This window comes from Pseudomonas morbosilactucae (assembly GCF_023241665.1).
Classification (GTDB): Bacteria; Pseudomonadota; Gammaproteobacteria; order Pseudomonadales; family Pseudomonadaceae; genus Aquipseudomonas; species Aquipseudomonas morbosilactucae.
Genome location: NZ_JALQCX010000063.1, coordinates 43842 through 60798, shown reverse-complemented (window position 1 = coordinate 60798; position 16957 = coordinate 43842). Strand labels below are relative to the sequence as shown.

General features: G+C 61.2%; 13 protein-coding genes and 1 tRNA gene. 9 read left to right on the top strand and 5 right to left on the bottom strand.

The window, feature by feature from the left end:
- Positions 1-9 precede the first annotated feature (9 nt).
- Positions 10-222, bottom strand: coding sequence for a hypothetical protein (locus tag M1B35_RS27815; protein WP_123336546.1), 213 nt, complete (start codon positions 220-222; stop codon positions 10-12).
- A gap of 107 nt (positions 223-329) precedes the next feature.
- Positions 330-896 carry a dCTP deaminase gene (gene dcd, locus M1B35_RS27810; protein WP_017126297.1) on the bottom strand — a complete coding sequence of 189 codons (567 nt, stop codon included), beginning with the start codon at positions 894-896 and terminating at the stop codon, positions 330-332.
- 351 nt (positions 897-1247) lie between these two features.
- Here dcd and M1B35_RS27805 point away from each other — a divergent pair, with 351 nt between their 5' ends.
- On the top strand, positions 1248-1457 hold the full coding sequence (locus tag M1B35_RS27805; RefSeq protein ID WP_002554837.1) for a cold-shock protein: 210 nt from the start codon (positions 1248-1250) through the stop codon (positions 1455-1457).
- A gap of 134 nt (positions 1458-1591) precedes the next feature.
- Here M1B35_RS27805 and M1B35_RS27800 read toward each other — a convergent pair whose 3' ends face one another.
- Positions 1592-2596, bottom strand: coding sequence for a DUF481 domain-containing protein (locus M1B35_RS27800; protein ID WP_123336548.1), 1005 nt, complete (start codon positions 2594-2596; stop codon positions 1592-1594).
- 161 nt (positions 2597-2757) lie between these two features.
- Here M1B35_RS27800 and M1B35_RS27795 point away from each other — a divergent pair, with 161 nt between their 5' ends.
- From M1B35_RS27795 to M1B35_RS27780, 4 genes are all read left to right on the top strand, one after another.
- A complete protein-coding gene (locus M1B35_RS27795; RefSeq protein WP_268263654.1) occupies positions 2758-3111 on the top strand; it encodes an MGMT family protein in 354 nt (117 codons plus the stop codon).
- A 44-nt stretch (positions 3112-3155) separates the two neighbouring features.
- Positions 3156-4721 carry an AmpG family muropeptide MFS transporter gene (locus M1B35_RS27790; protein ID WP_268263653.1) on the top strand — a complete coding sequence of 522 codons (1566 nt, stop codon included), beginning with the start codon at positions 3156-3158 and terminating at the stop codon, positions 4719-4721.
- Positions 4722-4850: 129 nt separating this feature from the next.
- Positions 4851-6566: a proline--tRNA ligase gene (locus M1B35_RS27785; protein WP_123336554.1), complete on the top strand. Its 1716-nt coding sequence runs from the start codon at positions 4851-4853 to the stop codon at positions 6564-6566.
- Between the two features lie 19 nt (positions 6567-6585).
- Positions 6586-7539, top strand: a complete 954-nt coding sequence (locus tag M1B35_RS27780) for a hypothetical protein (protein WP_268263652.1) — start codon at positions 6586-6588, stop codon at positions 7537-7539.
- Between the two features lie 27 nt (positions 7540-7566).
- On the opposite strand, the gene dinB is transcribed toward M1B35_RS27780, so the two are convergent.
- Positions 7567-8634, bottom strand: coding sequence for a DNA polymerase IV (dinB, locus tag M1B35_RS27775; RefSeq protein ID WP_268263651.1), 1068 nt, complete (start codon positions 8632-8634; stop codon positions 7567-7569).
- Positions 8635-8932: 298 nt separating this feature from the next.
- On the opposite strand from dinB, the gene M1B35_RS27770 reads away from it, so the two are divergent.
- The 3 genes from M1B35_RS27770 to M1B35_RS27760 all read left to right on the top strand — a co-directional run bounded on the left by M1B35_RS27770 (position 8933) and on the right by M1B35_RS27760 (position 13220).
- Positions 8933-9009: transfer RNA gene (locus M1B35_RS27770), tRNA-Met, on the top strand.
- Positions 9010-9288: 279 nt separating this feature from the next.
- The gene (gene mprF / locus M1B35_RS27765) at positions 9289-11937 is read left to right on the top strand and encodes a bifunctional lysylphosphatidylglycerol flippase/synthetase MprF (protein ID WP_268263650.1); all 2649 of its coding nucleotides are present in this window, start codon (positions 9289-9291) and stop codon (positions 11935-11937) included.
- The gene (locus tag M1B35_RS27760; protein WP_123336562.1) at positions 11937-13220 is read left to right on the top strand and encodes a virulence factor family protein; all 1284 of its coding nucleotides are present in this window, start codon (positions 11937-11939) and stop codon (positions 13218-13220) included. The genes mprF and M1B35_RS27760 overlap by 1 nt, the downstream gene beginning before the upstream one ends.
- A 153-nt stretch (positions 13221-13373) precedes the next feature.
- Here M1B35_RS27760 and M1B35_RS27755 read toward each other — a convergent pair whose 3' ends face one another.
- On the bottom strand, positions 13374-15215 hold the full coding sequence (locus tag M1B35_RS27755; protein WP_425273457.1) for a potassium transporter Kup: 1842 nt from the start codon (positions 15213-15215) through the stop codon (positions 13374-13376).
- Between the two features lie 379 nt (positions 15216-15594).
- Between M1B35_RS27755 and rimO the strand changes: the two genes are divergently transcribed.
- Positions 15595-16932: a 30S ribosomal protein S12 methylthiotransferase RimO gene (gene rimO, locus M1B35_RS27750; RefSeq protein WP_123336566.1), complete on the top strand. Its 1338-nt coding sequence runs from the start codon at positions 15595-15597 to the stop codon at positions 16930-16932.
- The last annotated feature ends 25 nt before the right edge of the window (positions 16933-16957 follow it).

Genomic DNA, 16957 nt, shown 5'->3' with positions numbered 1-16957 from the left:
GCTCAAGGCTCACGCCACAGGCGCGGGAGGCGGTTCGTCCGGCAAGGTGGGCTCGCCAGGTTCGGTCGGTTCAGTGGGTTGTGGGTAGTCAGGATCGGGCTGACCGGGAATGCCGCCTGCCAGACTTATGGGAGGATGGGCCAACAAGGACCAGGCCAATACGCCCACCTGATTGGGCTCAAGCTTGGCCAGTGCTGCACTTATTCGCGGATCGATCTTCATAGGGCACTCCTGAGCTGTGCCCGGTACGCCTTGCGCGAACCGGAGCAGTACACCCAATAGAGTGCCTGCCCGCTCAGGAATTCCCACGGTTCGTCAGGAGGACGAACTCAGGTACGCGGCAGAGTGACGCCACGCTGGCCCTGGTACTTGCCGCCACGGTCCTTGTAGGACACTTCACACTCTTCGTCCGACTCCAGGAACAACATCTGCGCCACGCCCTCGTTGGCGTAGATTTTCGCCGGCAAGGTGGTGGTGTTGGAGAACTCCAGGGTCACGTGGCCTTCCCACTCGGGTTCGAGCGGCGTCACGTTGACGATGATGCCGCAACGGGCGTAGGTGCTCTTGCCCAGGCAGATGGTCAGCACATTGCGTGGAATTCGGAAGTACTCGACGGTGCGGGCCAGGGCGAAGGAGTTCGGCGGGATGATGCACACGTCGCTCTTGATATCGACAAAGCTCTTTTCATCGAAGTTTTTCGGATCGACGGTGGCCGAGTTGATGTTGGTGAATACCTTGAATTCGTCGGCGCAACGCACGTCGTAACCATAGCTCGACACACCGAAGGAGATCAGCCGGTCAGCGCCTTCGCCCCGCATCTGGCGCTCGACAAAGGGTTCGATCATGCCGTGCTCTTGCGCCATGCGGCGAATCCACTTGTCCGATTTGATGCTCATGGCGGGTGTCCTGAATAGCGAGGTGGAAAAATTCTGTCCGGCATCTTACCGGGGCGCGTCGCCGGGTTCAAAGTCTGGGCGGTTTTTCTCGCCGATACCCACAATCCACAAGGCCTTGCGAGCGACAAGATCACCGTCAGTCACGAAAACTGAGAAACCTTCGCAAAGATCATTGGCACGTTAGGGAAAAAGGGTTAAGGTGGCGCCACTGTGTTGCTTGTGTCACTGAGAATCTCTACACGATGTTGAATTTCGATCCAACCATCTCCAAGAATTTTTCCTGCTCTTTGCACTCAGTCTCGGCCAGGGCTTTTCCTGAGTCGCAGTTAACTTTGTCCAAGGAGATACACCATGTCTAATCGCCAAACCGGTACCGTTAAGTGGTTCAACGATGAAAAAGGCTTCGGCTTCATCACTCCACAATCCGGTGACGACCTGTTCGTACACTTCAAAGCAATCCAATCCGACGGCTTCAAAAGCCTGAAAGAAGGCCAACAGGTTTCTTTCATCGCTACCCGCGGTCAGAAAGGCATGCAAGCTGAAGAAGTTCAAGTTATCTAACTTGTACTGATCCAGTAAAAAGCCCCGCCCTCAACAGCGGGGCTTTTTTGTGCCCGTAGGTTTGTGCCCAATGGTTTTTCTCTTGCTCGCCGGCCTGATCCCTCAAGCCAGCACTGCCAAAAGCGCGCCTGTATTTACCAGGTCACGCCGAAACCTGCGGTGTAGCGGGTCTTGCTCAAATCGCTGTCTTGGGTCCCGCTGATCACGTCCTTCTCGGCCTTGAGATTGAGCGAAGCCCAGTCGGTAACCTTGTAACGCAAGCCCATTTCGGCATCCAGCGCGTAGTCAGCCACATTCGACAACGGCCGCCCCACCTCGCCATTGGTGAAAAACTCAACCCGCTTGCCGATCAGGTAACGGTTGTAATTCCACTTCATAGCCAGGGAATAGAAGTTGTCTTTGCCACCATCGGCATATTCATAGTCAGTGCGGTTAAGCAGCGAGCCCAGGGAGAAAGCGCCCAGCTCGTCATCCCAGAACTGGTAACCCGGACCGGTACCCACCACTCGTTGCTGCGCCAGGTCTTCGACCTTGTCACGCTTATAGCTCAAACGCCCCTGCCAGAACCATTTCTCAGTCAGGAAGCGGTCCAGCGCATATTCAGCGCCCCAGTTATCGGTGGTCACCACGTCATCCTGGAACTCACGGTTGTATTCGCCCTCGGCGGTGTGCCGCCAGCGGCCATGACGCGCCGTGGTCTTGAAGTTGACGTCGTAGTCGTCCGTGTCTTTTTCCGCCCGCTGGTAATCCATGGCGACATCCACGTTGCCCTTCCACACCAGGTCTTCAACCACGGGTTTGGGCTTCATGATCTGTTGAATACTGGCCAACTCCACGGTCTTCGGCTCGCCATTGGCCAACACCACTTTGCCATCGTCCGAAGCCTTGAGTGACTTGGCCTTCTCGCCACTGTAAGCATCCTGCTTAACCAGCAATTCCTGATCACTCTCCAGGGTCTTGACCTGCTTCCAGTCAATACTGATGGAGCCACCGTAATCGGTCTGGATCAACAGCTTGCCACCGTCGAATACCCGGATCTTGCCGCTCAACCGGTCACCGTTTTTCAACCACACGGTGTCAGCCAGCAAGGGCGTGGAGGCACTGAAAACAGCTAGGCACAACAGGGTTCTGGGCAACATAAGCGGACACAGGGCTCGATTTTGCGGAAAAAAACGTCATTATCCCGCAGGATAAAAACCTCAGTCTGGACTGACCCGGGTATTGCAACCGAGTTCAATACGCATTTCGTATTCAGCAGCACCACCGACCAACGACCGACCGCCCATCAGGAAACGCGCCCGTGACCGACCCCATCGAGGACGCTCAAAGCCCCGCCGACATTCGCCGTACCGCGCTCTACCTGACCCTGGCCCAAGTACCCGCGGGCAAGGTCGTGAGTTATGGCCAACTGGCCGAAATGGCCGGCCTGGGCCGCGCGGCGCGCTGGGTTGGGCGCACCCTCAGCCAATTGCCCGCCGAGACCAGCCTGCCTTGGCATCGAGTTCTGGGCGCGGGTGGACGCATCAGCCTGCCACTGGGCAGCCCCTCAGGCGACGAACAGCGCGCCCGCTTGCGCAGCGAAGGCGTATTCATCCGCAACAATCGCGTGGATATTCAGCACCATGGCTGGCGCCCGGTAGAGCACAGCGGTTAGAGTGCGCGCTTTGTTTCCGTACTTCTTGAGGCAGATTCCAGCCCATGCCCCGTAAAACCTGGCGCGCCGCGCTCGCCGCCTATGCCAGCCCCTCGACGCTCGTGCTGTTGCTGCTTGGTTTCGCCGCCGGCTTGCCCTACATGCTGGTGTTCTCGACTCTCTCCGTCTGGCTGCGCGAGGCCGGTGTGGCCCGCGAAACCATCGGTTACGCCAGCCTGATCGGCCTTGCCTACGCCTTCAAATGGGTCTGGTCGCCACTGCTCGACCAATGGCGCCTGCCCTTGCTGGGCAAGCTCGGACGCCGCCGCTCGTGGCTGGTCCTGTCGCAAACCCTGGTGATTCTCGGGCTGGTCGGCATGGGTTTTTGCGACCCGCAAAAGCACCTGTCCTGGCTGATCGCCATTGCTGTGCTTGTGGCCTTTGCCTCCGCCACCCAAGACATCGCGGTCGACGCCTACCGCCTGGAAATCGCCGATGAAAGCCGCCAGGCAGCCTTGGCAGCCAGCTATATGTCCGGCTATCGGGTGGCCGCCCTGCTGGCCACTGCCGGCGCCCTGTTCTTTGCCGAAGGTTTTGGCTCCACCGGTTTCAGCTACAAGCACTCAGCCTGGGCCGGCACCTACGTGCTGTTCGGCGTACTGATGATTCCCGCCTTGCTGACCACCCTGTTTATGCGTGAACCGCCCGTGCCGCTGCGCACCCAACTCTCAGCTGGGCGCTACAGCTTCGTGCACCAGCTGGTCTCGGTGTTCGTGCTGATCGTGTTGCTGGTCTCGGTGCCGGCCATGTGCACCCAGCTGTACAACACCGACTTCGCCAGCGTGCTGTTCAATGGGGTCAGCCCGCTGGACCTGCTGCTGGAAGACCGCGCCTTCCTGCGGGCCATCCTCTACACCACCCTGACTGCGTTGTGCCTGTCGGCCATGGGCCGCCGCGGCCTGGCGCCGGTGCTGACGCCGGTCAACGACTTCATCCTGCGCTACCGCTGGCAGGCCTTCCTGCTGCTGGGGCTGATCGCCACCTACCGCATGTCCGATACGGTCATGGGGGTGATGGCCAACGTCTTCTATATTGACCAGGGCTTCACCAAGGACCAGATCGCCAGCGTCAGCAAGATCTTCGGCCTGATCATGACGCTGGTCGGCGCCGGCATGGGCGGCCTGTTGATCGTGCGCTTCGGCATTCTGCCGATCCTGTTCATCGGCGGCGCTGCCTCGGCCGGCACCAACCTACTGTTCCTGATGCTCGCGGACATGGGTCCCAACCTGCAGATGCTGGTGGTGACCATATCCCTTGATAACTTCAGTTCCGGCCTGGCCACCTCAGCCTTCGTCGCCTACCTGTCGAGCCTGACCAACCTCAAGTTCTCCGCCACCCAATACGCCCTGCTCAGCTCCATCATGCTGCTCCTGCCACGGCTGATCGGCGGCTACTCGGGAGTGATGGTGGAGAAGTTCGGCTACCACGACTTCTTCATGATCACCGCCTTGCTGGGCGTGCCGACCCTGATCCTGATCGCCCTGCACTGGTTCCAGGAAAGTCGCCGCGCAGCGCCGGCAGATGCGGTAGAACCCGCACCGAACAACGCAGTAAACAGAGAAGAATCGTAGGAAACCCAGGGGCTTGCGCGCTTTTGCCCGAGCCCCTGGCGCCCTCCGGCCGCAATCCTGTACGCCAGCGGAACTCGCCCGTACAATGCTCCGTCATTTCTAGTCTTCAGCAACCGACAACGGCCTACCATGCGCACCAGTCAATTTTTGCTCGCCACACAGAAAGAAACGCCTTCCGATGCGGTCGTGATCAGCCATCAGCTGATGCTGCGCGCCGGCATGATCCGCAAACTGGCCTCCGGCCTGTACACCTGGCTCCCCATGGGCCTGCGGGTGATGCGCAAGGTTGAAGCCATCGTTCGCGAAGAAATGAACGCCGCCGGCTCGCTCGAAGTGTTGATGCCGAGCACTCAACCGGCTGAGCTGTGGCAGGAATCCGGTCGCTGGGAAGAATACGGCCCTGAGCTGCTGCGCTTCAAAGACCGTCACGGTCGCGATTTCTGCGCCGGCCCGACCCACGAAGAAGTGATCACCGACCTGGCCCGCAACGAGCTGAGCAGCTACAAGCAACTGCCGCTCAACCTGTACCAGATCCAGACCAAATTCCGTGATGAGATCCGCCCACGCTTCGGTTTGATGCGCGGCCGCGAATTCATCATGAAGGACGCGTACTCCTTCCACGCCGACCAGGCGTCGCTGCAGGTCACCTACGACCGCATGCACCAGGCCTACTGCAACGTGTTCAGCCGCCTGGGCCTGAACTTCCGCCCGGTTGAAGCGGACAACGGCTCCATCGGTGGTGCCGGCTCCCACGAATTCCACGTACTGGCCGAATCCGGCGAAGACGATATCGTCTTCAGCAACGGTTCCGACTACGCGGCGAACATCGAGAAAGCCGAAGCCGTGCCACGGGAAACCTCCCGTCCAGCGCCGGCTGAAGAGCTGCGCCTGGTGGACACGCCCGAAACCAAGACCATCGCGGCCCTGGTAGAGAAATTCAATCTGCCGATTGAAAAGACCATCAAGACCCTGATCGTGCGCGCCGAGGAAGAAGGCAAGCTGATCGCCCTGGTAATCCGCGGCGACCACGAGCTCAATGAAATCAAAGCCGCCCAGCAGCCTGGCGTAGCCAGCCCGCTGGTCATGGCCACGGACTCCGAACTGCGCGACGCCATTGGCGCTGGCGCTGGCTCCCTGGGTCCACTGAACCTGCCATTGCCGATCATCATCGACCGCTCGGTCGAGCTGATGAGCGACTTCGGCATCGGTGCCAACATCGACGACAAGCACTACTTCGGCGTCAACTGGGAGCGCGACCTGCCCGTACCGACCGTTGCCGACCTGCGCAACGTGGTGGCCGGCGACCCGAGCCCAGACGGCAAAGGCACCCTGGAAATCAAACGCGGCATCGAAGTCGGGCACATCTTCCAGCTGGGCAACAAGTACAGCAAGGCGATGAAGTGCGAAGTGCTGGGCGATAACGGCAAGCCGGTCACCCTGGAAATGGGCTGCTACGGCATCGGTGTTTCCCGCGTGGTAGCTGCCGCCATCGAGCAGAACAACGACGCCAACGGCATCATCTGGAGCGACACCCTGGCGCCATTCCAGATTGCCCTCGTGCCCCTGCGCTATGAAACCGAGCAGGTTCGCGAAGCCACCGACAAGCTCTACGCGGAACTCACCGCCGCCGGCTTCGAAGTGCTGCTGGATGACCGTGACAAGAAAACCAGCCCCGGCATCAAGTTCGCGGACATGGAGCTGATCGGCATTCCTCACCGGATCGTGGTCAGTGACCGCGGCCTCGCCGAAGGCAACCTGGAATACAAGAGCCGTACCGAAGCCGAGGCACAAGCGTTGCCGGTGGCTGACGTCCTGTCCTTCCTCCAAGCCCGTATCCGTCGCTGAAACCAGATCAAGAGAAGTCATGTTCAAGCGAAACACCTTAGGCCTCGGTGGTGCCGCCTTGTGCGGCGCCCTGCTGGTCAGCGGCTGTGCCAACCACATGTCACAACGCAGCGAGCACGAGGAGCGGGTCGAGCGCAAATTGCTCGACCATAGCCTGCAGATCGATGTCGGTGAGCCTAAGGTGCTTGAGCTGCCGCAGCGTCGGGTGCGGATCCACGAGCAAAAGACCTTCGAAGTCACTGAGTTCGAAGTCACACGTCGCTACGATCGCTACACGCCCTACCAACCCTGGCGAGAACTCTACGAGGTGCCGATGGGCGCGGTAGCGGTGGTCGCCGGGGTCGGCGCCAACATCGTCAACGTGTTTGCGTTGGGCAGCCTGCCGGACAGCGTCACCAAGGACTGGATCAGCTACGGCGTGTCGGGGCTCAACCCGTTCATGAACGTGCAATCCCACGGTCGCGCGCAGCAGAACCTGGCGGGCATCGATGAAGTCCAGCGCGACAAGCGCCTGGAGTATTCGAGCCTGCCGTGGAGCGAGCGCCCGGTGGAGGTCAAGGCCGGCAAGCTAACCCACGAGCTGAGCACCGATCGCAACGGCGTACTGCGCCTGAACCTGCTGGACAGCCCCTTCTCCGAACAGGACCTGAACCGCATCAGCACCCTGCAGATCAGTGTTGAAGATGCCCAGGACGAAGTGCACTCCGATTCGTCCCTGAGCCTGAGCAGCACCCTGCGCGGCAAACTGGTGGAAGCCCACGGGTTGATTTACGACGACTTGGAAGACGACGAAGTGAGCCAGTGGGTACACCGGGTCAAACGCCTGTCGGAGCTGGGCCTGGAAGAGGAAGCCAGCGAGCTGGAGCAGAGCCTGATCGAGCTGACCCGCAACGATCCGGAACTGCAGAGCGAGTTTCTCAAGTCCCTGACCAAAAATGCCGGTCGACTGGTCGCCGACCCCGGCAACCACTGATCCCTGTATGGGCCGCTTTGCCGGCCCCTACAACACGCCCCGAAACAGCTCCAGCTGTTCGTGACCGCCACGCAGATCCTGCAGACGCACCCCAATCCCCAGCAACCGCACCGGCTTGTCACCACGCTTGAACGCCTGCGTCAGCAACTGCCGATAACTCTCCAAGTCCCGACCTGCCCCCGCCTGCTCCAGGGTGGTCTGGGTGAAGTCGTGGAATTTCACTTTGACGAACGGCTTGCCCGGGCGATAGCTGCTGTCGATCCGTTCGATGCGGCCCGCCAGGGTTTCCATCAGCTCGGGGAGTTTCTCCAGGCAACTGTCGAGGTCCGGCAGGTCGACGTCGTAGGTGTTTTCGACGCTGATGGATTGTCGGCGGCTGTCGTTCTGCACCGCCCGCTCGTCAATCCCCCGCGCCAGACTCCACAGGCGCTCGCCAAAACTGCCGAACTCACGCACCAGGGCCAGCTTGCTCCAATCGCGCAACTGCAGGCAGTCGACGATGCCCAGGCGCCCCAGCTTGTCCGCCGTGACCTTGCCGACACCGTGCAGCTTTTTCACTGGCAATGCCGAGACAAAATCCTCGACTTGGTCGGGAGTGATCACAAACAGCCCGTTGGGTTTCTTCCAGTCACTGGCGATCTTGGCCAGGAATTTGTTCGGCGCCACGCCCGCCGACACCGTGATGTGCAACTGATTGGACACGCGCCGACGAATGTCTTGGGCAATGCGCGTGGCGCTGCCGGCAAAGCTCGGGCTGTCGGAGACATCCAGATAGGCCTCGTCCAGGGACAGGGGCTCGATCAGGTCGGTGTAGTCGCGAAAGATCGTGTGGATTTCCTTCGATGCCTCGCGATAGGCGTCCATGCGCGGCTTGACGATCACCAAGTCCGGGCACAGGGACAGAGCATGCCGAGAAGACATGGCCGAACGCACGCCATAGGCGCGCGCTTCATAATTGCAGGTCGCAATCACACCGCGCCGCTCCGCCGAGCCGCCCACTGCCAGCGGCTTGCCGGCCAGTTGCGGGTCATCGCGCATTTCGATGGCGGCGTAGAAGCAGTCGCAATCGATATGGATGATTTTTCGCTGCATCATTTAAAGGCAGTGTTCATGGACGGACAAAACGCTGACAGCAAAGTGGGGCGCCAGTATCGCACTGGCAACTGTATATAGCACCAGTGCCTTGAGTGACCGAGCAATCAGCGCCAGCCCGCCAACACATTTATTTGACCCTGCGTTCAAAAATGGTCAATCGGGCTACAAGCCCCGCCCCGCCTACTCCAATGCCTCTTCAGCAACCTTGCTCAGCGCGCTAAGCGATTGAACCTCAAGCACTTTTTAAAATTTAGCGATTGACACCCCAGCGTTCCTCTGTAGAATGCCGCCACACAGACGCGGGATGGAGCAGTCTGGTAGCTCGTCGGGCTCATAACCCGAAGGTCGTCGGTTCAAATCCGGCTCCCGCAACCAAACATCAAAAAAGGCTACTCGAAAGAGTGGCCTTTTTTGTATCTGTTGAAAAAGTCCTTTCGCAACAATGATCTGTCAGTCTGCAGCGAACCGTCAGCGCGTCCGTGACTGCATGCCCATAACGGCTATGCTCAGTGTCAAACACCCCTTTCAACCTTGCTCAAGCAGGGTCGCCGGACGACGGTGAGACGCGTTAATATTTGAAATTATTTTTTCTACAGGGATTGGTAACTTGGCTGGATACCCCCATCCTGTCGCGCACAATCCAAGAGGTGATTGATGCGCGCCAACTCGTCTGATTCACAAGACACCGATACCGTCACGACAACCCCACCGATCACAGTCACTCGCTTGCGCTGGCTGGACCTGTTGAGTAAATACCGCCAGCCGATCGGCCTGGCTGTGACGCTGCTGCTGTTCGCGATCGCCTTGATCGCCTGCCGCCACTTGCTCAGCGAACTCGACCTATATGCCCTGCACGACTCGATTCTTGAGGTGCCGAAACCAGCCTTGCTCGGCGCACTGGGAGCGACCATTGCCGGCTTTATTATCCTGCTGGGCTATGAATGGTCCGCCAGCCGGTATGCCGGGGTAAATCTGCCAGCCCGCACCCTGGCCCTAGGCGGCTTCACCGCCTTCGCCATTGGCAATGCCATCGGCCTGTCGCTGCTCTCGGGCGGCTCAGTGCGTTACCGGCTGTATGCGCGCCACGGCCTGGGGGCCTCGGACGTCGCCCACATGACCCTGTTCGCCAGTCTGTCCCTGGGTTGTGCCTTGCCACCCTTGGCAGCCCTCGCCACACTGAGCAATCTGCCTGCGGCTTCGGCAGCGCTGCATCTATCGGAAGGCCTGCTGGGTGGCATTGCCATCGCCGTGCTGTTGTTGGGCACGGTCCTGGCCATTGGCATTTATCGCCGCCGCCTGCCGGAACAGCCATACGCCGACAACCTGCTGGTCAAGGCGGGGCGCCGCACCTTGCGCCTGCCGGGGCGACGCCTGACGTTCCTGCAACTGATCATCACAGCCCTCGACGTCGCCGCAGCCGCCACCGTGCTGTACCTGCTGCTGCCCGAAGCCCCGCCTTTCGGTGCATTCCTGCTGATTTACCTGCTGGCCCTGGCCGCAGGCGTACTCAGCCACGTGCCCGGCGGTGTCGGGGTGTTCGAGGCGATTCTGCTGGCCGCCTTCGCCGACCAACTGGGCGCCGCCCCATTGGCCGCCGCCTTGCTGCTGTACCGCCTGATCTACGTGGTGCTGCCGATGCTGGTGGCCTGTGTGCTGCTGCTGATCAATGAAGCCCAGCGCCTGTTCCAATCCCGCCAGTCACTACGAGTGGCCTCAGGCCTGGCAGCGCCGATTCTCGCGGTATTAGTGTTCCTCTCCGGTGTGGTCCTGCTGTTCTCTGGTGCAACCCCGGAGATCGATACCCGCCTGCAACATATCGGCTTTCTGATTCCGCACCGCCTGGTGGACGCTTCGCACTTCGGCGCCAGCCTGATCGGCGTGCTCTGCCTGCTGCTGGCCCAGGGGTTGCGTCGACGCCTGTCGGCGGCCTGGATGCTGACCACCATTCTGCTGCTGGTGGGCGCCCTGCTCTCTCTGCTCAAGGGTTTCGACTGGGAAGAAGCCAGCCTGATGACCCTCACCGCCAGCCTGCTGGCTGTGTTCCGCCGCTCATTCTATCGCCCGAGCCGACTGACCGAACTGCCCTTCTCGCCGCTGTACCTGGTGGCCAGCGTCTGCGTGCTCGGTGCCTCGATCTGGCTGCTGTTGTTCGCCTATCAGGACGTGCCCTACAGCCACCAACTCTGGTGGCAATTCACCCTCGACGCCGACGCCCCTCGCGGCCTGCGCTCGCTGCTGGGTGCTGCGGTGCTGCTGGTGGTGGTGTCCCTGACCTGGTTGCTGCGTACTGCCCGCCCGGTCATCCACCTACCCAACACCGAAGAACTGGATCGCGCTGCGAAGATCCTGATGGCCTCGTCGCAACCCGACGGCGGCCTGGCCCTCACCGGCGACAAGGCACTGCTGTTCCATCCCAACGACGACGCCTTCCTCATGTATGCCCGTCGCGGCCGCAGCCTGGTGGCGCTGTACGACCCCATCGGGCCGACCCAGCAGCGCGCCGAGATGATCTGGCAGTTCCGGGACCTGTGCGACCTGCACCACGCGCGCCCGGTGTTCTACCAAGTCCGTGCGGAGAACCTGCCGTACTACATGGACATCGGCCTGACCGCCATCAAGCTGGGTGAAGAAGCCCGGGTGGACTTGAAACGCTTTGATCTCGAAGCCAAGGGCAAAGAGATGAAGGACCTGCGCTACACCTGGAACCGCGGTACCCGCGATGGCCTGTCCCTGGAAATCCACGAGCCCGGCCAGGCGCCGATGGACGAGCTGAAGGTCATTTCCGATGCTTGGCTGACCGGCAAGAACGTGCGGGAAAAAGGCTTCTCCTTGGGCCGCTTCAGCGATGACTACCTCAAGCACTTCCGTATCGCCATCATCCGCTTCGAAGGGCGCCCGGTGGCCTTTGCCAACCTGCTTGAGACTTACAGTCATGACCTGGCCAGCCTTGACCTGATGCGCGCCCACCCGGACGCGCCGAAGCTGACCATGGAATTCATGATGGTCGGCCTGATCCAGCACTATAAGAGCCATGACTACGCTCGCTTCAGCCTGGGCATGGTGCCCCTGTCGGGCCTGCAACCACGCCGTGGCGCGCCGCTGACCCAGCGCCTGGGCTCGATGGTGTTCCGTCGTGGCGAGCAGTTGTACAACTTCCAAGGGTTGCGCCGCTTCAAAGACAAGTTCCAGCCCGACTGGGAACCCCGTTACATGGCTGTGCCCGCCGGACTGGATCCGCTGGTGGCGCTGGCTGACACCGCTGCCCTGATTGCGGGCGGCCTGACTGGATTGGTGAAACGCTGATGATTCGACGCTCCCTCAAGTACATCCTGGCCGCACTGATCGTGCTGGCCGTGATTGCCGGCGGCGGTTTCTGGTACCTCAAACGCCCGGTACCTGAACCGACCCTCGAACAGCTGAAGCCGGCCGATGGCACCGCCATGACCCGCGTCATCCCTGGCACCAAGCCCAAGGCTCAAGTGCTGGTGGCCGTCACCGAAGAGCAAAAACTCAGCGACAAACAACTGAGCACCCTGAGCCGCAGCGCCTCGGCGCAGATCGTTCAGGTGATTCTGCCCAGTGACTGCCTGCTGCAAAGCCGCGCCCTGCAAACCGGATTGCGTGAACTGAACGGCCCGGCAACGCTGGTCAGCGGTATCGGCCCCGGCGCGGTGCTGGCCTGGCGCTGGTTGGCCGAGCAGAAGGACGACAAGGCTCAAGCCATCTCCGTCGACCTCGCCCTGGAAAAACCCGGCTGCACCCACCTGCTGCCAAAATCCGCCGCCCACGGCCACTGGCTGGTGGCATGGAACGACAACCCGGACGACGCCAGCGCAGGTTTCGTGCGCGATCAACCGAACGCCGAAACCAGCATCAGCGACTACGACATCAATCTGCCGCAAGTACTGAACAACGAACTGCGCAAGATCCTCGTCGGCGGCGACAAGGCCAATGGCGGTCTGCAGATTCCAGTGGTGGAAGTTCCGGCAGGCCAAGCCAAAGACACCGTGACCCTGTTCCTTTCCGGTGACGGTGGCTGGCGCGACCTCGACCGTGATGTGGCCGGCGAAATGGCCAAGATCGGTTACCCGGTGGTGGGCATCGACACCCTGCGCTATTACTGGCAGCACAAGAGCCCGGAGCAGAGCGCTCTCGACCTCGCCGAACTGATGCAGCACTACCGGCAGAAATGGGGCACCAAACGCTTCATCCTGACCGGTTACTCGTTTGGTGCCGACGTATTGCCGGCGATCTACAACCGCCTGGCCGAAACCGAGCAGCAACGCGTCGACGCAATCATCCTGCTGGCTTTCGCTCGCACCGGCAGCTTCGAGATCGAAGTGGAAGGCTGGCTCGGCAACGCCGGCAAAGAAGCCGCCACCGGACCGGAAATGGCCAAGCTGCCGCCAGCCAAGGTGGTGTGCATCTACGGCGAAGAAGAGACCGACGAAAGCGGCTGCACCGACAAAACTGCCGTAGGCGAAGCAATGAAACTGCCTGGCGGCCACCACTTCGACGAGAACTACCCGGCCCTGGCCAAGCGATTGGTGGAGATCATCGAGAAGCGCCAGGCCAAAGCCGAATAACCCCGCGCGCAGTAGGAGCCGGCTCGCCGGCGATCGCGGTAGGCCGATCGCTGGCAAGCCAGCTCCTACAGCCTGGTGCGCAGAAGCAGTAGCAAGCGGCAAGCAGAACAGCTTGCCGCTTGTAGCTTGAAGCTTGCAGCTCCCCCCAAGGGTCTACATCTCGACCTGGGTCCCCAGCTCGATCACCCGGTTCACCGGCAGGTTGAAGAAGCGCAGGTTACCGTTAGCGTTTTTCAGCATGAAGGCGAACAGCGCCTCGCGCCAACGGGCCATGCCCACCAGCTTGGAAGCGATAACCGTCTCGCGGCTGAGGAAGTAAGTAGTGCGCATCGGGCTGAAGTCCAAATCATCCAGATGACACAGCTTCAAGGCTTCCGGCACGTCAGGCTCATCGGTAAAGCCGAAGTGCAGGATGACCCGGAAGAAACCCTCGCCGTACGAATCCACCTCAAAGCGCCGTTGCGCCGGCACCCGCGGAATATCCTCGTAGACCACCGTTAGCAGTACCACTTGCTCGTGCAGCACCTGGTTGTGCAGCAAGTTATGCAGCAAGGCGTGGGGCACTGCGTCCGGGCGTGCAGTGAGGAACACAGCGGTGCCCTGCACCCGATGGGGTGGCTGTACGCGAATGCTGCCGATAAAGATCGGCAGTGGCAGGCCGCCTTCGTCCAGGCGGTCCACCAGTAACTGCTTGCCGCGCTTCCAGGTGGTCATCAGCACAAACAGCACGATCCCAGCGATGACCGGGAATGCGCCGCCCTGAACGATTTTCGGCACGTTGGCCGCGAAATACAGGCCATCCACCAACAGGAAACCGATCGACAGTGGCACGGCCAAGACCGGAGGCCACTTCCACAGCAACAGCATCACCGCCGACACCAGGATGGTGGTCATCAGCATGGTCCCGGTCACCGCCACGCCATAAGCCGAGGCCAGTGCGCCGGAGGACTCGAAGCCCAGTACCAGCAGGATCACGCCCACCATCAACGACCAGTTCACGGCGCCGATGTAGATCTGGCCCTGTTCGTCACTGGACGTGTGCTGGATGTGCATCCGCGGAATGTAGCCCAACTGGATTGCCTGCCGGGTCAGGGAGAAGGCGCCGGAAATCACCGCTTGCGAGGCAATCACCGTGGCCAGGGTCGACAGGCCGACCAGGGGAATCAACGCCCAGCTTGGCGCCAGCAGGTAGAACGGGTTGCGCGCAGCTTCCGGGTCACCCAACAGCAAAGCGCCTTGGCCGAAGTAGTTCAGCACCAGCGCCGGCAGCACCAGGATGAACCAGGCGCGGGCAATCGGCTTGCGGCCGAAATGGCCCATGTCGGCGTACAGCGCTTCGGCACCGGTCAGGGCCAGGACCACCGCGCCGAGGATGGCGACGCCGATACCTGGGTGAACGATAAAGAAACGCACGCCCCACACCGGGTTCATCGCGTTCAAGACTTCCGGGTGCTGGAGGATGCCGTACACCCCGAGGGCACCGAGCACCACAAACCAGGTCACCATGATCGGGCCGAACAGAATGCCGATGCGCGCGGTGCCGTGACGCTGGATCAGGAACAGCGCCACCAGCACGATCAGCGACAGCGGCACCACCCAATGGTCGATGCCCTCGAAGGCCAACCCCAGGCCTTCAACAGCCGAAAGTACGGAGATTGCCGGGGTGATCATGCTGTCGCCATAAAACAGCGCCGCACCAATCAACCCGCACACCACCAACAAGCTACGCAGCTTCGGATGCCCCGCCGCCGCCCGCCGCGCCAGGGCGGTCAAAGCCATGATTCCGCCCTCGCCCTGGTTGTCGGCTCGCAGCACGAACATCATGTATTTGAACGACACCACCCAGATCAGCGACCAGAAGATCAGCGCCAGGATCCCCAGCACGCCGTCATGGTTGACCTGCACCCCATAGCCGCCGGAAAACACTTCTTTGAGGGTGTAGAGCGGGCTGGTACCGATGTCGCCATACACCACCCCGACCGCGGCTATCAGCATCCCCAACGGCTTGGCCGCGGAATGCTCGCCGCCCACCGCCTGACTACTTGCCTGACCCATCAACCACTCCTACTGCCCAGACTGGGGCTTGATATGAAAAGCATGACGCCGACCACGCGTCGGGTCGTTCAACCCGCGCCAGGCGCCCTGCAGCATGCGCTGTTTTACTTGCGGTTACAGACGAACTGTTGACTGCGAGATTTGTAATGGCGCAACGGCGCGAAGCATAGCGCAGCGCTCGTCGTATTTCCCCTGCATAAAGCTGGTCAAGTCGGTCGACCATCGCTAGAATTGCGCACTTTTTGATCAGAGGCGCAGCCAGCGCCCAACCGTCGCACTTGCCCCCCAAGTGACGCGACACCCAATACCGAGGTTAGACATGTCCACCACCACCGCGCCGGCCAACCCGAAAGTCGGTTTTGTATCCCTGGGTTGCCCAAAAGCCCTGGTCGATTCCGAGCGCATCCTCACTCAACTGCGCATGGAAGGCTATGACGTGGTGTCCACCTACCAGGATGCCGACGTCGTGGTGGTCAACACCTGCGGCTTCATCGACTCGGCCAAGGCCGAATCCCTGGAAGTGATTGGCGAAGCCATCAAGGAAAACGGCAAGGTCATCGTCACCGGCTGCATGGGCGTGGAAGAAGGCAACATCCGTAACGTGCACCCTAGCGTGCTGGCGGTGACCGGCCCACAGCAGTACGAGCAGGTGGTCAATGCCGTGCACGAAGTGGTGCCGCCGCGCCAGGACCACAACCCGCTGATCGACCTGGTGCCGCCACAAGGCATCAAGCTGACCCCGCGCCACTACGCGTACCTGAAGATTTCCGAAGGCTGCAACCACAGCTGCAGCTTCTGCATCATCCCGTCGATGCGCGGCAAACTGGTCAGCCGCCCGGTGGGCGACGTGCTCGACGAAGCCCAGCGCCTGGTCAAGTCCGGCGTGAAAGAGCTGCTGGTGATCTCCCAGGACACCAGCGCCTACGGCGTCGACGTCAAGTACCGCACCGGTTTCTGGAACGGCGCGCCGGTGAAAACCCGCATGACCGAACTCTGCGAGGCGCTGAGCACCCTGGGCGTCTGGGTCCGCCTGCACTATGTGTACCCGTACCCGCACGTTGACGAACTGATCCCGCTGATGGCCGCCGGGAAGATCCTGCCGTACCTGGATATCCCGTTCCAGCACGCCAGCCCGAAAGTGCTGAAGTCGATGAAACGCCCGGCCTTCGAAGACAAGACCCTGGCGCGGATCAAGAACTGGCGCGAAATCTGCCCCGATCTGATCATCCGCTCGACCTTTATCGTCGGCTTCCCCGGCGAAACCGAAGAAGACTTCCAGTACCTGCTGAACTGGCTGACCGAAGCCCAGCTGGACCGCGTCGGCTGCTTCCAGTACTCGCCGGTAGAAGGCGCACCCGCCAACGACCTGGACCTGGACGTGGTGCCGGACGAGGTCAAACAGGACCGTTGGGAGCGCTTCATGGCGCACCAGCAGGCCATCAGCTCGGCCCGCCTGCAACAGCGCATCGGTAAAGAGATCGAAGTGCTGATCGACGAAGTCGACGAGCAAGGTGCTGTAGGCCGCTGCTTCTTCGACGCCCCGGAAATCGACGGCAACGTATTTATCGACGGCGCCGGCGACCTGAAGCCGGGTGACAAGGTCTGGTGCCGAGTCACCGACGCCGACGAGTACGACCTCTGGGCCGAAACCCTGTAAGGCGTAAAAACTGAAAAGCCCCGCC